Origin of the sequence: Mycobacterium decipiens (assembly GCF_963853665.1) — a bacterium.
In the GTDB taxonomy this organism is placed as follows: Bacteria; Actinomycetota; Actinomycetes; order Mycobacteriales; family Mycobacteriaceae; genus Mycobacterium; species Mycobacterium decipiens.
Genome location: NZ_OY970459.1, coordinates 5,203,013 through 5,220,911 on the forward strand (window position 1 = coordinate 5,203,013; position 17,899 = coordinate 5,220,911).

General features: G+C 65.9%; 19 protein-coding genes and 1 pseudogene. 12 read left to right on the top strand and 8 right to left on the bottom strand.

Annotated features, from left to right (window positions below; translation table 11 throughout):
• Positions 1–49 precede the first annotated feature (49 nt).
• A complete protein-coding gene (locus tag AADZ55_RS22965) occupies positions 50–229 on the bottom strand; it encodes a hypothetical protein (RefSeq protein WP_133056410.1) in 180 nt (59 codons plus the stop codon).
• On the opposite strand from AADZ55_RS22965, the gene AADZ55_RS22970 reads away from it, so the two are divergent.
• Complete coding sequence (locus AADZ55_RS22970; RefSeq protein WP_085324652.1) at positions 228–2,006, top strand: AMP-binding protein; 1,779 nt, start codon at positions 228–230, stop codon at positions 2,004–2,006. The genes AADZ55_RS22965 and AADZ55_RS22970 overlap by 2 nt on opposite strands.
• Here the strand turns inward: AADZ55_RS22970 and AADZ55_RS22975 are convergent.
• Together AADZ55_RS22975 and AADZ55_RS22980 are read right to left on the bottom strand one after the other, a co-directional pair.
• Complete coding sequence (locus tag AADZ55_RS22975; protein ID WP_085324653.1) at positions 1,954–3,522, bottom strand: phytoene desaturase family protein; 1,569 nt, start codon at positions 3,520–3,522, stop codon at positions 1,954–1,956. The genes AADZ55_RS22970 and AADZ55_RS22975 overlap by 53 nt on opposite strands.
• Positions 3,523–3,571: 49 nt before the next feature.
• Entirely contained in the window at positions 3,572–4,222 is a 651-nt protein-coding gene (locus tag AADZ55_RS22980; RefSeq protein ID WP_085324654.1) for a TetR/AcrR family transcriptional regulator, read from the bottom strand.
• 78 nt (positions 4,223–4,300) lie between these two features.
• Here AADZ55_RS22980 and AADZ55_RS22985 point away from each other — a divergent pair, with 78 nt between their 5' ends.
• Positions 4,301–4,783, top strand: coding sequence for a DUF2834 domain-containing protein (locus tag AADZ55_RS22985; protein ID WP_085324655.1), 483 nt, complete (start codon positions 4,301–4,303; stop codon positions 4,781–4,783).
• Positions 4,784–4,786: 3 nt separating this feature from the next.
• Here the strand turns inward: AADZ55_RS22985 and serS are convergent, their stop codons facing one another.
• Complete coding sequence (gene serS, locus AADZ55_RS22990; RefSeq protein WP_085324656.1) at positions 4,787–6,046, bottom strand: serine--tRNA ligase; 1,260 nt, start codon at positions 6,044–6,046, stop codon at positions 4,787–4,789.
• A 132-nt stretch (positions 6,047–6,178) separates the two neighbouring features.
• On the opposite strand from serS, the gene AADZ55_RS22995 reads away from it, so the two are divergent.
• The 3 genes and pseudogenes from AADZ55_RS22995 to AADZ55_RS23005 all read left to right on the top strand — a co-directional run bounded on the left by AADZ55_RS22995 (position 6,179) and on the right by AADZ55_RS23005 (position 8,173).
• Positions 6,179–7,522, top strand: coding sequence for a septum formation family protein (locus AADZ55_RS22995; RefSeq protein WP_085324709.1), 1,344 nt, complete (start codon positions 6,179–6,181; stop codon positions 7,520–7,522).
• Positions 7,523–7,526: 4 nt separating this feature from the next.
• Positions 7,527–7,943 (top strand): annotated as a pseudogene (locus AADZ55_RS23000) (metallopeptidase family protein).
• Positions 7,940–8,173 (top strand): hypothetical protein, encoded by a 234-nt coding sequence (locus AADZ55_RS23005; protein WP_085324710.1) that lies wholly within the window; start codon positions 7,940–7,942, stop codon positions 8,171–8,173. Before AADZ55_RS23000 ends, AADZ55_RS23005 begins: the two are co-directional and overlap by 4 nt.
• Here AADZ55_RS23005 and AADZ55_RS23010 read toward each other — a convergent pair.
• Together AADZ55_RS23010 and pheA are read right to left on the bottom strand one after the other, a co-directional pair.
• On the bottom strand, positions 8,150–8,848 hold the full coding sequence (locus AADZ55_RS23010; protein ID WP_085324658.1) for a histidine phosphatase family protein: 699 nt from the start codon (positions 8,846–8,848) through the stop codon (positions 8,150–8,152). The genes AADZ55_RS23005 and AADZ55_RS23010 overlap by 24 nt on opposite strands.
• Positions 8,845–9,822: a prephenate dehydratase gene (gene pheA, locus AADZ55_RS23015; protein ID WP_085324711.1), complete on the bottom strand. Its 978-nt coding sequence runs from the start codon at positions 9,820–9,822 to the stop codon at positions 8,845–8,847. The genes AADZ55_RS23010 and pheA overlap by 4 nt, the downstream gene beginning before the upstream one ends.
• A 96-nt stretch (positions 9,823–9,918) precedes the next feature.
• Here pheA and AADZ55_RS23020 point away from each other — a divergent pair, with 96 nt between their 5' ends.
• The 3 genes from AADZ55_RS23020 (at position 9,919) to AADZ55_RS23030 (ending at position 12,709) form a co-directional block, all read left to right on the top strand.
• On the top strand, positions 9,919–10,695 hold the full coding sequence (locus AADZ55_RS23020) for a DUF2470 domain-containing protein (RefSeq protein WP_085324659.1): 777 nt from the start codon (positions 9,919–9,921) through the stop codon (positions 10,693–10,695).
• 68 nt (positions 10,696–10,763) lie between these two features.
• On the top strand, positions 10,764–11,948 hold the full coding sequence (locus AADZ55_RS23025) for an LCP family protein (protein WP_085324660.1): 1,185 nt from the start codon (positions 10,764–10,766) through the stop codon (positions 11,946–11,948).
• Positions 11,949–12,163: 215 nt separating this feature from the next.
• Positions 12,164–12,709 (top strand): ferritin, encoded by a 546-nt coding sequence (locus AADZ55_RS23030; protein WP_085324661.1) that lies wholly within the window; start codon positions 12,164–12,166, stop codon positions 12,707–12,709.
• A 10-nt stretch (positions 12,710–12,719) separates the two neighbouring features.
• On the opposite strand, the gene AADZ55_RS23035 is transcribed toward AADZ55_RS23030, so the two are convergent.
• Both AADZ55_RS23035 and AADZ55_RS23040 read right to left on the bottom strand, forming a co-directional pair.
• Complete coding sequence (locus AADZ55_RS23035; protein WP_085324712.1) at positions 12,720–13,538, bottom strand: glycerophosphodiester phosphodiesterase; 819 nt, start codon at positions 13,536–13,538, stop codon at positions 12,720–12,722.
• A gap of 5 nt (positions 13,539–13,543) precedes the next feature.
• Complete coding sequence (locus tag AADZ55_RS23040) at positions 13,544–14,590, bottom strand: DUF4328 domain-containing protein (protein WP_085324662.1); 1,047 nt, start codon at positions 14,588–14,590, stop codon at positions 13,544–13,546.
• 552 nt (positions 14,591–15,142) lie between these two features.
• Here AADZ55_RS23040 and AADZ55_RS23045 point away from each other — a divergent pair.
• The 4 genes from AADZ55_RS23045 (at position 15,143) to AADZ55_RS23060 (ending at position 17,774) form a co-directional block, all read left to right on the top strand.
• Entirely contained in the window at positions 15,143–15,292 is a 150-nt protein-coding gene (locus AADZ55_RS23045) for a hypothetical protein (protein WP_165759369.1), read from the top strand.
• Positions 15,293–15,453: 161 nt separating this feature from the next.
• Entirely contained in the window at positions 15,454–16,077 is a 624-nt protein-coding gene (locus AADZ55_RS23050; protein ID WP_085324663.1) for a superoxide dismutase, read from the top strand.
• A 219-nt stretch (positions 16,078–16,296) separates the two neighbouring features.
• A complete protein-coding gene (locus AADZ55_RS23055) occupies positions 16,297–16,830 on the top strand; it encodes a peptidase (RefSeq protein ID WP_085324664.1) in 534 nt (177 codons plus the stop codon).
• Between the two features lie 251 nt (positions 16,831–17,081).
• The gene (locus AADZ55_RS23060; protein ID WP_085324665.1) at positions 17,082–17,774 is read left to right on the top strand and encodes a TMEM165/GDT1 family protein; all 693 of its coding nucleotides are present in this window, start codon (positions 17,082–17,084) and stop codon (positions 17,772–17,774) included.
• Positions 17,775–17,899 lie beyond the last annotated feature (125 nt).

Below are 17,899 nucleotides of genomic sequence, written 5' to 3' on the forward strand. Positions count from 1 at the left end.
CGCAGCGTAGCCACCGATCCTTCGGTGTAGCTGTGCCTTTGGTGGCTCTTTAGTCCCAGTGGCCGGTGGTGACCTCCCCAGAACGGGGCCCGAGTTGCGCCGCGATCTGGCCCAGCCGATCATCCCGCTTAGTCGGCGTCTCGCCGATCCATACCTCGGGTGCTTGGGCTTCTCGTCGAGCCCAAGTGTGCGGCATCTCAGACGCCGGGGCGGTACTCTGACGCCTCATGGCTTCGCCTTCCATTCCCTCGATGTTGCGCCAGTGCGTCAATCTGCACCCCGATGGCATGGCATTTACTTTCATCGATTACGAGCGGGACTGGGAGGGCATGCGCGAAAGCCTTACGTGGTCGCAGGTATATCGACGGACCCTGAACGTCGCATCGGAACTCAGCCGCCATGCCTCGGTTGGCGACCGCGCGGTGATATTGGCGCCACAAGGACTTGATTACATTGTCGCGTTTCTGGGCGCATTACAGGCTGGACTTATCGCTGTTCCGCTTTCGGTCCCGCTTGGCGGCGCCAGCGATGAACGTGTTGATTCAGTGGTGCGCGATGCGGCGCCCAGTGTTATTCTGACAACATCCACGTCAGTCGATGTTGTCGCCCAACACACTACGCCACTACCCGGCGTGGCCGCCGCATCAACAATCGCCATCGATGAGCTAGACCTGGACGTTCCGATACGGTTTAACGCCGCCGACGATGCCCGCCAAACGACCGCTTATTTGCAATACACTTCGGGATCGACTCGCACGCCCGCCGGCGCAATGATTACCTATAATAATGTGTTCGTAAATTTCCAGCAATTGATGGCGGGCTATTTTGCCGACACGCGGGGCGTTCCGCCGCTGGACCTGTTTATTATGTCCTGGCTGCCTTTCTATCACGACCTGGGTTTGCTTTTGGGAGTTTGTGCGCCGATTATTGTGGGTTGTGGCGCTGTGCTTGCAAGCCCCGTGGCTTTCCTACAGCGACCCGCCCGCTGGTTGCAATTGATGGCCAGCGAGGGTACGGCATTTTCAGCTGCGCCGAACTTCGCCTTCGAGCTTGCCGCAGCAAAAACATCGGACGACGACCTGGCCGGGCTGGACCTGGGGCGAGTCCACACCATCGTCAACGGTAGCGAGCGGGTGCATCCCGCGACTCTCAGGCGATTTGCGGACCGGTTTAGCCGCTTCAATCTTGCGGAGTCGGCACTCCGGCCCGCGTATGGCCTCGCGGAGGCCACCATCTACGTGGCGAGCAGCCGAGCTGGCCAACCACCAGAAATCTGCTACTTCGAACCCGACGAACTTTCGGCTGGGCGGGCCAAGCCATGCGCAACCGCGGCGGGCACACCTCTGGTCAGCTACCCGCTGCCGCAGTCACCCACTGTTCGGATCGTCGATCCCAACACCCGTACCGAGTGCCCGGCCGCAACGATCGGTGAGATCTGGGTGCACGGCGACAACGTCTCGGTCGGCTATTGGGAGAAGCCCGATGAGACCGAGCGCACCTTCGGAGCGGCTCTGGTCGCTCCCTCGGCCGGCACGCCCGAAGGGCCTTGGCTACGCACTGGCGACTCGGGCTTCGTGTCGGAGGGAAAGATATTCATCATCGGCCGCATCAAGGATCTGTTGATCGTCTACGGACGCAATCATTCTCCCGATGACATCGAGGCAACGATCCAGGAGATCACTCGGGGCCGCTGCGCGGCGATAGCGGTTCCGGGCAACGGCGTAGAGAAGTTGGTTGCCATCGTCGAGCTCAAGAAGCGCGGCAACTCGGATGGCGACAGGCTGGGCGTCGTCAAGCGCGAGGTGACCTCGGCGATATCCGCCTCGCATGGATTGAGCGTGTCGGATCTGGTTCTGGTATCGCCTGGCTCGATTCCAATCACCACAAGCGGCAAGGTCAGACGGGCCGAATGTGTGAAGCTGTACCGGCACGACGAGTTCACCCGCTTGGACGCTAAACCGTACGATCGGCCAGTGCCTGATGGGCAGCGTTGTACCCGGGGATAAAGGTGATCCCCGGCCCGCCGTGGCAGCCCGCACTACCCAGGTATAGCCCCTCGATCGGTATCGGTTGGCCGAGAAAGCCTTTCGGGCCTGGCCGGTTGGGACCGATCTGATCCGCATGCAACAGTCCGTGGCAGTAGTCCCCACCCGGGGCACCGAACATCACGCCCATGTGCTTGGGGGTGAAGGTGGTGTGCCGAGTGATGCTGCCCGCGAAGTTCGGCGCCAGGCGAGTGATTTTGTCGATCACTCGCTGCCCCATTTCGACCTTCGCTTGGCCATAGTCTCGATTCGGGCCCCCTTCGATCGGGAACCACAATGCGAACGCCGATGCGGCGTGCTTACCCGCTGGGGCTAGATCGGGGTCATGCAGCGACGGGATCTGCAACACGACCGTCGGATCGACCGGGACGATCCCGCGCCGGCAATCCTCCCACTGCTGCTGGACTTGCTCCGGTGTAGCAAAGATGCCGATCGAGGCCTGCAGCTGCGGATCGTTGAGCTCGGGGTAGGGGGCGGCGAAGGTAGGGGTCGCCTCGAGCGCGAAGTGCATCTGCAGATAGCTGCCGCGGTGGTCGATCCGTGTGTACCGGTCGCGGATGTCGGTCGGCAGCGCAGCCGGGTCGATCAGCTCGGTGAGCGTGACGTCCGGCGCGATCGCGGAGACGACAATCGGCGCCGTCAACGTGTCCCCCGCCTCAGTGCGGACGCCGCGCACCCGGCCATCGCCGACCAGGATCCCGGTTACCTTGGTACGCAGCCGGACTTCGCCGCCGCTATCTTCGAGCAGTTCACGCAGGTGGCCGGTCAGGGTGCCGATGCCGCCGCGCAGCTTCTTCATCTGCACGAAATTGCCGTCGGGAATACCCAATCCAAAGGCCAGCGCGGCCGCGCTGCCCGGTGTGGCCGGTCCGCGATACAGGGTGTTGACGGCCAGCACGGTGAACGAGCCGCGCAGGGCACCGTGCTTCTCGCGGTCCGGGAAATAGCGGTCGAGCACATCGGTGACCGAACCGAACAGCATGTCGTCGATCGCTGATCGCTCGAATTCATTTGTGGCACACGCATACATCTCGTCGAAGGTCTTGGGCGGCGTTGCAGCTTCGAAGCGACCCAGCGCCCGTGTCGGCGCCTGGCTCCACGCCAGCAGCCCGGCCATCCCGGTGACGGCGTCCGCCCCGTGCACGTCGCCCAGGTGGGCAAGCATCTTCATCGGATCGGTGTATTGGACCACCGGGTCGTCACCGACCCCGCGTAGCGCTACCGACATCACCTCCAGGTCGACGCTGGGCAAGGTATCCAGGCCCAACTCGCTGCTGACCGTCGAGGACGTCGGGAATTGCACCGATCCGGCAATCTCGAACCGGTACCCGTCGAACAGCTCCACCGTGGCGGCCATCCCGCCGGCGTAGCGCTTGGCGTCCAGACACACGGTCCGCAGTCCGGCTCGCTGCAGTAGCACCGCCGCGGTCAGCCCGTTGTGCCCTGCGCCGACAACTATTGCGTCATAACCAGTCATCTCGAGGCCTCCAGAATGCGAGGCTGGCACGGAGCCAAGGTTTTGTCAATTATGACGAAACTGAGCCGGCCCCGGTTTCAGGCAGCCAAGCGTCGGTGATGCCGGACCGCACCGACTCCAACGCCAGGTGGCACACCCGCGCCAGCTCGCCCAGGGACCGATCGCTGCCGACCATCCAGACCTCCATCGCGCCGAAAACCGCGGCCGCTACACAGCGGGCGGTCACCGCGATGCGTACCCGAGCGTCCGGCGTATGCGCCGCCGCCTGGGCGGCACACCTGCGCCGTCGCAGTTGTGCGGCGATGGCGTCGGCAAAGTCGGTTTGAACCTGCTGGATGTGGCGAACGATGCGGCCCGAGTCCAGCTCGGTGTCCCGCAGCGCGGCGATTTTCGTCACCGCGTCAACGTCATAGGGAAACGAGAAGATGGCCGACTGCACGGAATCGATGATCGATTCGTCGGCCGGTCTGGAGTCCAGTGCCGCGCGAAACCAGTGCAGTCCGGCATCGTAGTCGGCAAACAGCAGATCGTGTTTGGACCTGAAGTGGCGATAGAAGGTCCGCAGCGACACCCCCGCGTCCGAGGCGATCTGCTCGGCCGAGGTGTCCTCGAAGCCCTGCGCCAGAAATCGCACCAGCGCCGCCTGGCGCAGTGCCTCGCGGGTGCGTTCGCTGCGGGCCGTATGAGCGGGCCGGACCATGGCAGTAAGGTACCCCAGTCCTCCGCGATCAGTTCTGTCAATATTGACAAAACTTCCGGTCGAGATGAGACTGCGCCCATGGTGTCGCTTCTCGTTCACGCAGTACTCGGGGTTGTCGTCGTCGGCTGGATCGTCACGTCGAACCCAAACGTCTTTTCCCGGCCCGCCGGCGGGGCGTGGTTCTCGCCGCTGGAATGCGTGTATTACGTCGTCGGTATCGCGTCGATCGCGCTGGGCTGGTACTTCAACATCCGCTTCGTGCAGGAGTACGCGCACGGGTCGACCAACCCCATCTGGGGCCCCGGCAGCTGGTCGGACTACATCCGGTTGATGTTCACCAACCCGGCCGCCGGTTCGGCCAGCCAGGACTACACGATCGCCAATGTCATCCTGCTGCCGCTGTTCTCGATAGTCGACGGCTACCGGCGCGGGCTACGGCGCCCCTGGCTGTACTTCGTCGCCAGCCTATTCACCAGCTTCGCCTTCGCGTTTGCCTTTTACTTCGCCACCCTCGAACGCCAACACCGGCACCAGCAAGTTCGCCACCGGGCGCGCGCATGAGCATCAGGAGGTCGGCTCCAGCAGCTCGGTGCCGACGAACGAAACCAGCGCCTCGGGGACCCGCACACTGCCGTCCGGCTGCTGGTGGTTCTCCAGGATCGCGACCAGCCACCGGGTGGTACCCAGCGTGCCGTTGAGCGTCGCGGCAATCTGCGGCTTACCGTTGGCATCCCGGTAGCGTGTCGCCAGCCGGCGGGCCTGGAACGTGGTGCAGTTGGACGTCGACGTCAGCTCGCGATAGGTGCCCTGCGTCGGGACCCAGGCCTCGCAGTCGAACTTGCGCGCGGCCGACGAGCCCAGATCGCCCGCGGCAACGTCGACGACCCGGTACGGGACCTCGATGCGCGCCAGCAACTCGCGCTGCCAGCCCAGCAGGCGTTGATGTTCGGCCTCGGCTTCGGCGGGTGCGCAGTAGACGAAGCCCTCCACCTTGTCGAACTGGTGCACCCGGATGACGCCACGGGTGTCCTTGCCGTAGCTGCCGGCCTCGCGTCGGAAGCACGACGACCAGCCCGCATAGCGCAGCGGGCCGGCCGACAGATCCAGGATCTCGTCGGCGTGGTAGCCGGCCAGCGGCACTTCGGAGGTGCCCACCAGGTAGAGGTCGTCGACCTGGACCCGGTATACCTCGTCGGCGTGGGCGCCCAGAAATCCGGTCCCGGCCATCACCTCCGGGCGCACCAGCACCGGCGGGATCATCGGGATAAAGCCATTGTCGACGGCCAGTCGCAGCGCCAGTTGCAGCAGACCCAGCTGCAGCAGCGCGCCCTGGCCGGTCAGGAAGTAGAACCGCGAGCCGGAAACCTTCGCGCCGCGCGCCATGTCGATGAGGCCCAGTGCTTCGCCGAGTTCCAGGTGGTCCTTCGGGTTCTCGAGCTGCGGTGGCTCGCCGACGATATCCAGAACCGCGTAGTCGTCCTCCCCGCCCGGGGGTACCCCGGCCACGATGACATTGGAGATCGCCATGTGTGCCGCGGTGAACGCCTTCTCCGCTTCGGCCTGGCTCGCCTGGGCGGCTTTGACCTGTTCGGCGAGTTCCTTGGCACGCTGCAGCAGCGTCGGGCGCTCCTGAGCTGACGCGGCGCCGACGCTCTTGCTGACCCTCTTCTGCTCACCGCGCAGCGAGTCCGCTGCCGAGATCGCGTCCCGGCGGGCGGCGTCAGCCGTCAGCAGGGCATCCACCAGCGCCGGGTCCTCGCCGCGGCTGAGTTGCGAGCGGCGTACGGCGTCGGGGTTTTCGCGAAGCAGCTTCAGGTCGATCACGGCCGCAAGACTACTTTTGCCGCCGAACCGGGGTGGCGCCAGCCGGCCGCGTAACCGCCGTGCAAAAGTCCCGCAAGATGACAACTGCAACATTGGTCACGCGGCCGCTCCAGGCCTGTCAGAATGGAGCGGATGTTGGACGCGCCCGAGCAGGAACCCGCAGATCCCGGCGACCCCGCCGGCGAACCCGCCAGCCCCCCGGACGGGGTAGCGGAACAGCTCCTGGCCCGATCCCGGTGGCCGCGTGCCCTGCAGGCGACAGCAACCCGGCGAGCGCTGCTACTCACCGCTTTGGGCGGCCTGCTGATCGCCGGGCTGGTCACCGCGATTCCCGTCGTCGGCACCGGGCCGGGGCGGCTGGCCGGCTATATCGACGGCACTGCCAGGCCCAACACCGGCGCCAAGAGCAACGGCACCTTCAACCGCGCTGCCAGCGGGGACTGTCTGATGTGGCCGGACGGCACGCCGGAGTCCGCCGTCATCGTCAGCTGCGCCGACGACCACCGGTTCGAAGTCGCCGAGTCCATCGACATGCGGACGTTCCCCGGCTCGGAGTACGGGCCCAACGCCGCTCCCCCGTCGCCCGCCCGCATTCAGCAGATCAGCGAGGAGCAGTGCGAGGCTGCCGTGCGCCGCTACCTCGGCGCAAAGTTCGATCCCAACAGCAAATTCACCATCAGCATGCTGTGGCCCGGCGACCGGGCATGGCGGCAGGCTGGCGAGCGCCGCATGCTCTGCGGCGTGCACTCGCCCGGTCCGAACAACCAGCAGCTCGTCTTTAAAGGCAAGGTCGCCGACATCGACCAGTCCAAGGTCTGGCCGGCCGGCACCTGCCTGGGTATCGACTCCACCACCAACCAGCCGATCGACGTTCCGGTGGACTGCGCGGCACCGCACGCAATGGAAGTCTCCGGCACGGTCAATCTGTCCGAGAAGTTTCCCGATGCGCTGCCCGCCGAACCCGAGCAGGACGGGTTTATCAAGGACGCGTGCACCCGGATGACGAATGCCTACCTGGCGCCCATCAAGTTGCGCACCACCACGCTGACGCTGATCTACCCCACGCTATCGCTGCCCAGTTGGTCGGCGGGTAGTCGAGAGGTCGCGTGCAGCATCGGGGCGACGCTCGGCAACGGGGGCTGGGCAACCCTGGTGAACAGCGCCAAGGGGGACCTGTTGATCAACGGCCAGCCTCCGATACCCCCGCCCGACATTCCCGAAGAGCGGCTCAATCTGCCGCCGATTCCGGTGCAGCTGCCGACATCTCAACCCGCCGCCCCACCGCAACAATTCCCGAGTAACCCGCCGGGCAATCAGCACCTCCCGAACCAACAACCCGTGGTGACGCCCACCCGGGCACCCGGATCGCCAACTCCGGCGGCTCCCGCGCCGCAGGCACCGGCCGAGACCCAGCCACCCCCCGCGGACGCCGGGGCGCCGGCGCCCGGGGCCGCTGAGCCCGCACCGGCGGGCTAACCGGGTGGCAGTGCGGATGGACCCGCAGCGGTTCGACGACCTGGTCTCCGACGCACTCGACCTGATTCCGCCCGAATTGGCGGCCGCCATGGACAACGTCGTGGTGTTGGTCGCCGACCGCCACCCGCGGGACAACGATCTGCTCGGGCTGTACGAAGGGGTGGCGTTGACCGAGCGGGACTCCGATTACGCCGGATCGTTGCCGGACGCCATCACGATCTATCGGGACGCGCTGTTGGACACCTGCGACTCCGCGGACGAGGTCGTCGAGCAGGTGGCGATCACGGTGATCCATGAGATCGCCCACCACTTTGGCATCGATGACGAACGCCTGGACCAACTGGGTTGGGGGTGAACCACCAGCGCCCCCGGGCGCGGCATCCCGGATTCGACGGCGCGCGGTGCTATGAACGGCTCATGAGCACGGACTGCCGCGACTGCCGGGCAGGCTTGGAGCACTGCCACGGCACCATCATTCGTCATGCTGAAGGCCCGCTGCATCACCGCGCGGAATGCATCGAGCGGGACTGCGTCAGCCCCGACCTGTTACCGCACGCCTTCGCGGTGGACTGCAGTGCCGTCGGCTGCGGATGCGCTCAATCGGTCGCGCCAACCGGGCTGGTCCGATCAGCCCATCGGGTCAGTGCTTGACGTCACCGCCTCGATAACCGGGCTGGCCGGGTGTTCGGCGGGCTCAGGATAGAACGGCGGCGTCCGCACGCCCCACCGCACACAGCTCCACCGCCCGTCGGTTATCGGGGCCAGCACCACCGACTCGGCGTTGTCCAGGTGGTTGTCCAGCACAAAGCTGCCATCCACCCCGGCGAGCACCGCGGAGGCTAGCCGGATCGCCGCGCCATGGCTGACGACGACGATGTCGCCGTCCCAGTCGTCGTCGTCGAGGTAGCGCATGCGCAGGTCCGCCAGCACCGGTAGATAGCGATCCAAGACGTCGTTGGCGGTCTCACCGCCTGGCAGTTGCGCATCCAGTTCCCCGCGATGCCAGCGGCTGTAGATGGCGTTGAACACCGCGACCGCCTCGTCGTCGTTGCGGTTTTCCAGCTCCCCGACCTGTACCTCGTGAATACCGGCAAATTCGTGGGCCACCACGTCGAGCTCGGCGGCGATCACCGCGGCCGTCTCCGAGGCCCGAATGGCCACCGAGTGCGCGAGCATGGCCGGCCGGCGACAATCGGCACGCGCGAACGCCCTGGCTTGATCGCGCCCCAGCGGTGTCAGCGCTGCCCCCGGTGGCAACGTGTCCAACCTGCGCTCGACGTTGCCATAGGACTGGCCGTGCCGCAGCAGCACCAAACGACCGCTCATGCCGCGGACCCGCCGCCGTCGGTACTAGCCCGAGCTTGCTCGGGCTTGCCGGCCAGCAGCCGCGCCAGCCAAGTTGCCGCCTCGTCCACCGGCGGCGGCACCACCCCGGTGGCCAACCCCGTCGGCCAGGAACCCAGGTATCGCACATCAGCACAACGCCGGTGCAACGCTTTGAGTGCCTCGGCGACGGCGACGTCGTCGATGTGGCCAACACAATCCACGAAGAACAGGTAGGTGCCCAGTTCGGTACGGGTAGGCCGGGATTCGATCCGAGTGAGGTCGATGCCGCGGATGCCGAACTCGGCCAGCGCAGCGACCAGCGCGCCCGGCGCGTTGTCGATGCGCAACACTGCCGAGGTGCGATCGGCTCCGGTACGCGCCGGTGGCGGCCCGGGCTGGCCAACCAGGACGAATCGGGTGCGGGCGTTGGCTTCGTCGACGACACCGTCGGCCAGGGCCGCCAATCCCCAGTGCGTGGCCGCCAGCGGCGAGGTCACCGCGGCGTCGACCAAGCCGTCAGCCACCTGCCGGGCCGCGTCGGCATTGGAGTAAGCCGGCCGCAGCTCGGCGCCGGGCAGATGAGCCGCCAGCCAGTGCCGCACCTGTGCGGCCGCGACCGGGAAGGCCGCCACGGTCCGCACGTCACCGGCCCCAGGGCTGGCTTCGCGGCCCGGTTTGACCACGATGCTGAACGCGACGTCCAGCGTGGTCTCGGCGAACACTTGCAGGGGCGAACCGGCGGCCAGGCCATCCAAGGTGGGCATCACGGAGCCGTCGATCGAGTTCTCGATCGGCACGCAGGCATAGTCCGCACCACCATCGCGGACCGCATCCAGCGCTGCGGGCGTGCTCTCGATCGGTAGCCGCTGCAGGGCATCGGGCCCAGTTTCGGGTATCAGGCCGGCCGCGGTCATCCGGACCAGCGCTGCCTCGGTGAATGTCCCCTCCGGACCGAGGTAAGCGATGCGGGCCACGCCCACAACCCTAACGGCGCACCACGCGCCGCCAACTCTTGCGACCCGACCCGATCTTAGTTAACTTAGGCTTACCTAAGCAGATAAGGAGCCGTGATGCCGCCGCTGACTAGTCCCGCGCCGACGACTGCCGAACGCATTCGCAGCGCCTGCGCGCGGGCCGGGGGTGCCCTGCTGGCGGTCGAGCGGCAGGATCCGGTCGCGATACCGATACACCACCTGATGTACGACGGGTCTTTCGCCGTTGCGGTTCCGGTCGATCGTGGCGGCGTGGCCGGATCGCAAGCGCTGCTGGAGTTGACCGACTACGCGCCGCTGCCGGTACGTGAACCCGTCCGTTCGCTGGTGTGGGTCCGCGGCAGCCTCCACCATTTCCCACGGGCGACGCTGGCCGAGACGCTTGACCTGATCGCCGCGGAGAATCCGAATCCGGCGCTGCTGCAAGTCGAGAACCCGAGGTCCGGGCCCCCCAACGAGGCGCAGTCCCGGTACACGCTGTTGCGGCTCGAGATCGAATCCGTGGTGGTGACCGACGCCACCGGCGCCGAGCCCGTCACCGTCGCGGATCTGCTCACGGCTCGGCCCGACCCGTTCTGCGAAATCGAATCGACCTTGCTCTGGCATCTGACCACCGCCCACAACGATGTGGTGGCGCGGCTGGTTTCCAGGCTGCCGGCACCGCTGCGACGCGGGCTGGTTCGCCCCCTTGGTCTCGACCGGTACGGCGTTCGGTTTCGCGTCGAAGATCACGACGGCGATCGCGACATCCGGCTGCCGTTCCACAAGCCGGTGGACGACATGACCGGGTTAAGCCATGCCATCCGGGTGCTGATGGGTTGCCCATTCCGCAATGGGCTGCGCGCTCGCCGGTAGCGGACGCGCCCGCCGCTGGGCCGTGCCGGCTGGCTGCGCGCAACGACTCGACCACGTAGGTTGTCCGGGTGAACGGCGATCGATCAGCGCAACCGCCGGGACAGCAACAACCTCCAAGACCTGTGCCGCCCGCGGCGCGGCGCGAACCCTCGCAGGTGATTCGCCGCGACACGAATCCGCCGCGACCGGTAGTCGCACCGCCCTCGGTGCGGTTGCGGCCCGCCCGGCGGCCGAATCGCCCGCCGCCGCGCCCGGTCGTATCGAGGGCGCGCCGCCGCACACGTGGCAAGCGCCGCTGGGGCCGGGCGTTGGCGGCAAGTCTGCTCGTGGGTCTGCTCCTGGCCGGTGCCGGCATCCTCGCCGGGGCGGTTTGGCTCGACACCACGCTGCATCGCGAGGCAGTGTTCACCGACTACGCCGATCGGCCCGGAACCGGCCGCGGCAGCAATTGGCTGCTGGTCGGTTCCGACAGTCGTGCCGGCCTGTCCCCCGAGCGGCAGCAGGAACTGGCTACCGGCGGCGACATCGGCAGCGGGCGCACCGACACGATTCTGCTGGTGCACGTGCCGGGATTCGCCTCTGCCAACCCGACGACACTGGTGTCGATCCCGCGCGACTCCTATGTGGGAATCCCCGGTCACGGCCGGGACAAGATTAACGCCGCGTTCGCGTTGGGCGGGGCTCAATTGCTGACACAGACGGTCGAGCTGGCCACCGGGCTGCGCCTCGACCACTACGCCGAGGTCGGATTCAGCGGATTCGCCGACCTCGTTGATGCGTTCGGCGGGATTACCATGTGCCCGCCCGAACCGATCGGCGATCCGTTGGCCGGCATTGACCTACCGGCTGGCTGCCAGACGCTCAACGGGCGCACAGCGTTGGGTTACGTCCGGACTCGGGCAACACCGCGGGCCGATCTGGACCGGATGGTCAACCAACGGCAGTTCATGTCGGCGCTACTACACCGGGTTGCAACCCCGGCTGTGTGGCTCAATCCGTGGCGCTGGTACGCGGTGCCGCGGGCGGCCGCCGGCTCGCTGATCGTTGACCAGGGTGACCACGTATGGGACCTGGCCCGACTCGGCTGGGCGCTGCACGGGCAGACCACCCCGATGACCGTCCCCATCGGGGAGCTCACCGACAGCGGCGCGGGCTCGGTGGTGGTGTGGAACCATCACGCGGCCGGCGAGTTGTTCGACGCGCTGGCCTCCGACGCGCCGGTGCCGGCCGCCGCCCTCGACGGACAGCTGTAGCGACGCTGCTTCTCCACGAATTCAACCGCCTCGATGTGCTCCACGCCGCAAATTCGGGCGAAAAGCATAGGCCTTTTCACCATAGCCATGCTTTACTTAGGCAAACCTGCCCTCAATAGGAGGGCCATTCTTGGCTGCGCTATGTAGGAAAGCCTTTCCTGAGTAAGTAATACCTTCGTTGCTTACCGCCACCTACCTGCGCTAACCTGCATTCTATGACAGAATATGACGGTCCCAAGACAAAATTCCATGCATTAATGCAAGAACAGATTTACAACGAATTCACCGCGGCACAACAATATGTGGCGATCGCAGTTTATTTCGACAGCGAGGACCTGCCTCAGTTGGCGAAACATTTTTACGGCCAAGCAATCGAGGAACGAAACCACGCGATGATGCTGGTGCAACATCTACTCGACCGCGACCTGCGGGTCGAGATCCCCGGCGTGGACACGGTGCACAACCAGTTCGACCGACCACGCGAGGCATTGGCGCTGGCACTCGATCAGGAACGCGCGGTCACCGACCAGGTCGGTCGGCTGACAGCCGTGGCGCGCGACGAGGGCGACTTCCTCGGCGAGCAGTTCATGCAGTGGTTCTTGCAGGAGCAGATCGAAGAGGTGGCCTTGATGTCCACCCTCCTGCGGGTTGCCGATCGAGCCGGGGCCAACCTGTTCGAACTGGAGAACTTCGTCGCGCGCGAGGTGGATCGGGCCCCGGCCGCATCGGGCGCCCCGCACGTTGCCGGCGGCCACCTCTAGGGCGGACCGATCAGCTCCCGTTAGCCCGCCGATCTGCCAACCAGGCCTTGGTGCGGCCGGGGTGATGAGTACCAATCCAGGCCACTCCGACCTCCCGGCAAAAGTCGATGTCCTCGTACTCGTCGACGTTCCAGCAGTACACCGCCCGGCCCTGTGCCGCGGAGCGATCGACGAGTTGCGGGTATTCCTTCAACGCGGGCAACGAGGGTCCTACCGCGGTTGCCCCGACGGCGGTGGCCGCACCGCTGGTCAGGTACCGGGCGGTCCTGCCGAGCAACACCGTCGGCAGCAGCGGTGCAGCCCGCCGGATCCGCCAGACCGCGGCCGCCGAAAACGACATCACCACCGCACGGGACCGGTCGGCGGAGGCGGGCGCGGCGATACCGAAGCGGTGCAGCAGCGCCAGCAGCTTGTTCTCCACTAGCGAGCCATAGCGGACGGGATGTTTGGTCTCGATGAAGATCTTCACCGGCCGGTGCCAGTCGAGAACCAGCGAAACCAGCGCGTCCAGCGTCAGCAGACTCGTGTCGCCATGCGAACCGTCCGGGCGCCAGCTGTCGTGCCACGCGCCGTACTCCAATTCGCGTAGCTGGGCCAGGGTCATCGTGCTGACCAAACCAGCTCCCGTCGAGGTCCGGTCCAGCCGGCGGTCGTGCACACAAACCAGATGGCCGTCGCGGGTCAACCGCACATCACATTCCACGCCGTCGGCGCCTTCTTTGAGCGCCAGGTCATAGGCGGAAAGAGTGTGCTCCGGCCGGGCGGCCGACGCACCGCGGTGGGCAACCACAAAGGGATGTCCGGCGAGCACCTCGTCGGCCCACGTCATGTCCACTATGCTGCCGGTTCCTGCCCCTCCAACTCAACCGAAGCAGCAGACGCGGGCGGGGTGGACGCGTCTCGGCTCACCACGACCCAGCGATGCGCCGGACGTTCGACCGGCTTTCGCTCGAACCCCTCGAAGACCCTTGCCACGGTGGCGACTGTGGCTGCCGCACACAGATACGCGAGCACCATCATGACGGTGTTGTTCGCGATGCCCTGAGCGTCGGAGACCCAACTGGTAGCGATGGCGAAGATCGATATCGCGGTGCTAACAACCCATGCGATCCACCACACCACGATCGGCCTGCGCAGCCGAGCGTAGTGGTCCTCGACGAGCGCCAGCTCGATGACGTACACCGGGGCCCACAGCAGATTGACCACCGGCAGCAGACAGCCCGCCCACAATGCACGGGCGCAACGCTGCTCCGGCAGGCCCTGATGCAGGAACGCGGCGGCCCGGCGGGCGATCAGCCACCGGATCAGCAGCACAACGGTAGTGCCCGCCGCCACGATCGCCGCCAAGCTGACCAAAATCCCCAACCAGACCGAGGCGCCGGCCACCACCGAGTTCAACAATGTGTTTCGGTTGATCACCAGCAGCACATACCGCACCACGAACACCAATGCCGCGATGCTGAACACCAGCAGACTGACAAACAGCATGGTGCGCACCGCCGCTGGCGCACCGGTACCGATGGCCGCTGCCTTCGCCGAAACTGCCGCCGGCGCGGGTGCCTGGTCGACACGGTCCGCAAGACCCCAACGCGGTATCACCGCGTAGCGGGGAGTGGGCCCACGCAACCGTGGCCCATGCCGCGGCGGCGGTGCGGCCCCGGGCCGCACCGCTATCCAGCGAAAGCCCGGGGGAAGCCGCGGCGGCGTGCGCCGCATCGCGGGAGCCGTCGGTACCTGCGCGCCGGCCGGCGTCCGCCAGCGCTCCTCGGCCGTCATCTCCGCCAGCGGCGCCATCAGCGCCCCCCGACAGCGTGGACACCACATGCGTTGCCGCTCGCGGACGTTCCACCGAGTGCCGCACTGGGAGCACACTTGGATCACCGGACCAGCCTAACGGGATGTCCGGCCCCGGCACCGGTGCGGCGTTCCTCGCAGCGTCAGCCCCAACGACGTGGTGGCAGACCCCGGCTTTCGCGCTGGATCGAACGCGTCCGGGCACCGGCGCACAACCCGACACAGCAATCTATGGCTATCCACAGTTTCCACAACTTTATCCACAACGGCTGAAATGAGACCAACGGCATTGACACCGCCTCTATCCGTCAGCCTGGACCAGAACTGTGGATAACAGGGTCCGCCGAGGCGTTCTAATCGACAGCCTGGCCGGTGCCCGAGCGAAATGGATTGTCCCGCTAAGCATCCATCCCCGCCCGGGTAGGCAAGGCACTCCCACCCGGTCCGGCCCGGTGCGCTCCGAAAGCCTGCCAACTCCACGTTTCACGGTGCTGCCGGCGCCGCGATCGGACCTCCCGGTATGCCCTGTTTGGTGCCAAGTTTCCCGACTCATTCACCAGGCGTTATGATCGCGAGCACGACACTTAGTTGTGATTCACCTCACCGGCGCGAGGTGAGCAAGCAGGTGAAAGGCGGCCGATGGCCACACACTCGTACCGTCCAGGGTCGACAACGCCGCCGAATTCGGGCTCGCCGGTCTGGAACCATGCCTACGTCATTGCCGCTTTTCGCGCCGCCCTGATCGCCTTGGCGTTACTGGCGGTTCTCGCCGTCATCGCTTTGTCTTGAGTCCCGCCCACCGGGTGCCCGGGGATCGCCCCTAGGGTCGTTGTTGCGGCGCGCGCGGTCATGGAGCAGGGTTGACCTGTCAAGCTAGCGCCAGCCCGTCGCGTGGGAGCACCCACGCGAAAGACGCGTCGGACGATCATTTCATCGAAGGAAGGAATGCCGTGGCCGAATACACATTGCCGGACCTGGACTGGGACTACGGAGCACTGGAACCGCACATCTCGGGTCAGATCAACGAGCTGCACCACAGCAAGCACCACGCGACCTACGTCAAGGGTGCCAATGACGCCGTCGCCAAACTCGAAGAGGCACGCGCCAAGGACGACCATTCGGCGATTTTGCTGAATGAGAAGAATCTGGCGTTCAACCTAAGTGGTCACGTCAATCACACCATTTGGTGGAAGAACCTGTCGCCCAACGGTGGTGACAAGCCGACCGGCGAACTCGCCGCGGCCATCGACGACGCGTTCGGATCCTTTGACAAGTTCCGTGCGCAGTTCCACGCCGCCGCTACCACCGTGCAAGGATCGGGATGGGCGGCACTCGGCTGGGACACACTCGGCAACAAGCTGCTGATATTCCAGGTTTACGACCACCAGACGAACTTCCCGCTGGGTATCGTTCCGCTGCTGCTGCTCGACATGTGGGAGCACGCCTTCTACCTGCAGTACAAGAACGTCAAGGTCGACTTCGCCAAAGCGTTCTGGAATGTCGTGAACTGGGCCGATGTGCAGTCACGGTATGCGGCAGCGACCTCGCAGACCAAGGGTTTGATATTCGGCTGACTCCATTGCCGCAGGCTTGGTGCCCGAACTCGGGGGCCGCCCAGATAACGCCCTGCCTTTTGGCCGGACCTTTTATTTCCGCTCTGTGAACGCGGCCCAGAGGCGGCCGTGTCGAGTTGCAGGGCGCGTAAACCGCGCGCATGCTTGGCTATTCGAGCTACCATTTATCTCGAGCTACCAGCGTGGTTACTTCGGGCGGAAGCGGCGCGGAGGGGCGAGATGGATACCGGGTCAGGTGGGCCTATAGGGGTTGCCCCCTTCCATTCACGTGGTGCCCTGAAAGGGTTTGTGATCTCTGGGCGTTGGCCAGATTCGACCAAAGAGTGGGCCCAGCTGCTGATGGTCGCGGTTCGGGTCGCATCGTTGCCCGGGTTGCTCTCCACCACAACGGTGTTCGGTGCGCGCGAGGAGTTGCCCGACGAACCCGAGCCGGGGACGGTCGGTCTGGTACTGGCGGAGGGCACCGTCTTCGGTGAATCAGCAATCCAGCCAGGCTATTTCGCCGATCACCAGCCCCCGGCATTGCTGATGCTGCATCCCCCCTCGGAGACGACGCCGTCGCTGCCAGAATGTACTGGAGCGGCGTCGGGTTGCGTGCTGCTGCCCGGATTGCCGTATCTGGGATTGGAGCATCGCGCGGCTTGGGTGGAGGCTGAAGCGGACGGCACCATCACGTCAATGGTCAGCCGGGTCGGCGTCGACCCGATCAGCCATCCCGATACCGCAATTCTGGCGATGCTGCTTGCAGCATAAGGAAATTCGAACGAATTAGTTCGGGCGGCGAATCGCAAAATTCGGGTGCCCGAAGTTCTCCGACGCCCTAGTGCGCATCAAATACGCCCGCTAACCTGGGGACGTTAGCGAAGGGGAGTAGCCCCGAATCGTCGAGTCGACATACTGGCGAAAGCCCGGCCGGCGAACCGCCTTTCCGACGGTGGGCGAGACCTTCGACCGATGTTCGATGACCCAATGGGCGTCGACAACGCGTCGAAAGGTCGCCTGCCATGCTCACTACCGCGCTGCTGAGTCTGGGAATGGTATTCGTTGCTGAGCTAGGCGACAGATCCCAGCTCATCACGATGACCTACGCACTTCGCTATCGCTGGTGGGTGGTGCTGTCTGGGGTCGCAATCGCCGCGTTCACGGTGCACGGGATCTCGGTCGCGATCGGCCACTTCCTGGGCGCTGCGGTGCCGGCGCGTCCCCTAGCCTGCGCATCCGCGATCGCGTTCCTGATCTTTGCCGGGTGGGCCTGGTGCGAGAGCGCGGCCGGCGACGGCGAGAACGCGTCAACCGCTTCCGAACCCCGGTTCGCACTGCTCACCGTGGTGTCGTCGTTCGCGCTGGCCGAGTTGAGTGACAAGACAACGCTGGCGACGGTGACCTTGGCCAGCGATCACAACTGGGCCGGCGTGTGGCTCGGCACCACGGTCGGCATGATCCTGGCCGACGGCCTGGCGATCGGTGCGGGGCGCCTGCTGCATCAGCGCGTCCCGGAACGGGTACTGCATGCCGTGGCCAGCCTGCTGTTCCTGCTGTTCGGATTGTGGCTGCTGTTCGACGATGCGTTGGGTTTCAGATCGGTTGCCATCGCCGTAACCGCGGCGGTCGTGCTGGCCGCCGCTGCGGCGGTATCGGTGCGGATGGCGCAAACTCGTCAGCGGCGGCGAGCCTCGGTGGCAATCACCGGAAACTGACCTGACACCGGCTGGGCAGTATTCGACCGCACCGCCCATCCCGGCCGTATCGGTCCGGCGCATCCGGAAGTGTCTATGCGAGCCGCGGATCGCGTCCCGAGTCGCTTGACGAGTTCCGCGCGGCG

Excerpts from the sequence above, each read along its gene's own strand:
- AADZ55_RS22970 (WP_085324652.1), top strand. The coding sequence starts at position 228 with ATGGCTTCGCCTTCCATTCCCTCGATGTTGCGCCAGTGCGTCAATCTG.
- AADZ55_RS22965 (WP_133056410.1), bottom strand. The coding sequence starts at position 229 with ATGAGGCGTCAGAGTACCGCCCCGGCGTCTGAGATGCCGCACACTTGG.
- AADZ55_RS22975 (WP_085324653.1), bottom strand. The coding sequence starts at position 3,522 with ATGACTGGTTATGACGCAATAGTTGTCGGCGCAGGGCACAACGGGCTG.
- AADZ55_RS22980 (WP_085324654.1), bottom strand. The coding sequence starts at position 4,222 with ATGGTCCGGCCCGCTCATACGGCCCGCAGCGAACGCACCCGCGAGGCA.
- AADZ55_RS22985 (WP_085324655.1), top strand. The coding sequence starts at position 4,301 with ATGGTGTCGCTTCTCGTTCACGCAGTACTCGGGGTTGTCGTCGTCGGC.
- AADZ55_RS22995 (WP_085324709.1), top strand. The coding sequence starts at position 6,179 with ATGTTGGACGCGCCCGAGCAGGAACCCGCAGATCCCGGCGACCCCGCC.
- AADZ55_RS23005 (WP_085324710.1), top strand. The coding sequence starts at position 7,940 with ATGAGCACGGACTGCCGCGACTGCCGGGCAGGCTTGGAGCACTGCCAC.
- AADZ55_RS23010 (WP_085324658.1), bottom strand. The coding sequence starts at position 8,848 with ATGAGCGGTCGTTTGGTGCTGCTGCGGCACGGCCAGTCCTATGGCAAC.
- AADZ55_RS23020 (WP_085324659.1), top strand. The coding sequence starts at position 9,919 with ATGCCGCCGCTGACTAGTCCCGCGCCGACGACTGCCGAACGCATTCGC.
- AADZ55_RS23030 (WP_085324661.1), top strand. The coding sequence starts at position 12,164 with ATGACAGAATATGACGGTCCCAAGACAAAATTCCATGCATTAATGCAA.
- AADZ55_RS23035 (WP_085324712.1), bottom strand. The coding sequence starts at position 13,538 with ATGACGTGGGCCGACGAGGTGCTCGCCGGACATCCCTTTGTGGTTGCC.
- AADZ55_RS23045 (WP_165759369.1), top strand. The coding sequence starts at position 15,143 with ATGGCCACACACTCGTACCGTCCAGGGTCGACAACGCCGCCGAATTCG.
- AADZ55_RS23055 (WP_085324664.1), top strand. The coding sequence starts at position 16,297 with ATGGATACCGGGTCAGGTGGGCCTATAGGGGTTGCCCCCTTCCATTCA.
- AADZ55_RS23060 (WP_085324665.1), top strand. The coding sequence starts at position 17,082 with ATGCTCACTACCGCGCTGCTGAGTCTGGGAATGGTATTCGTTGCTGAG.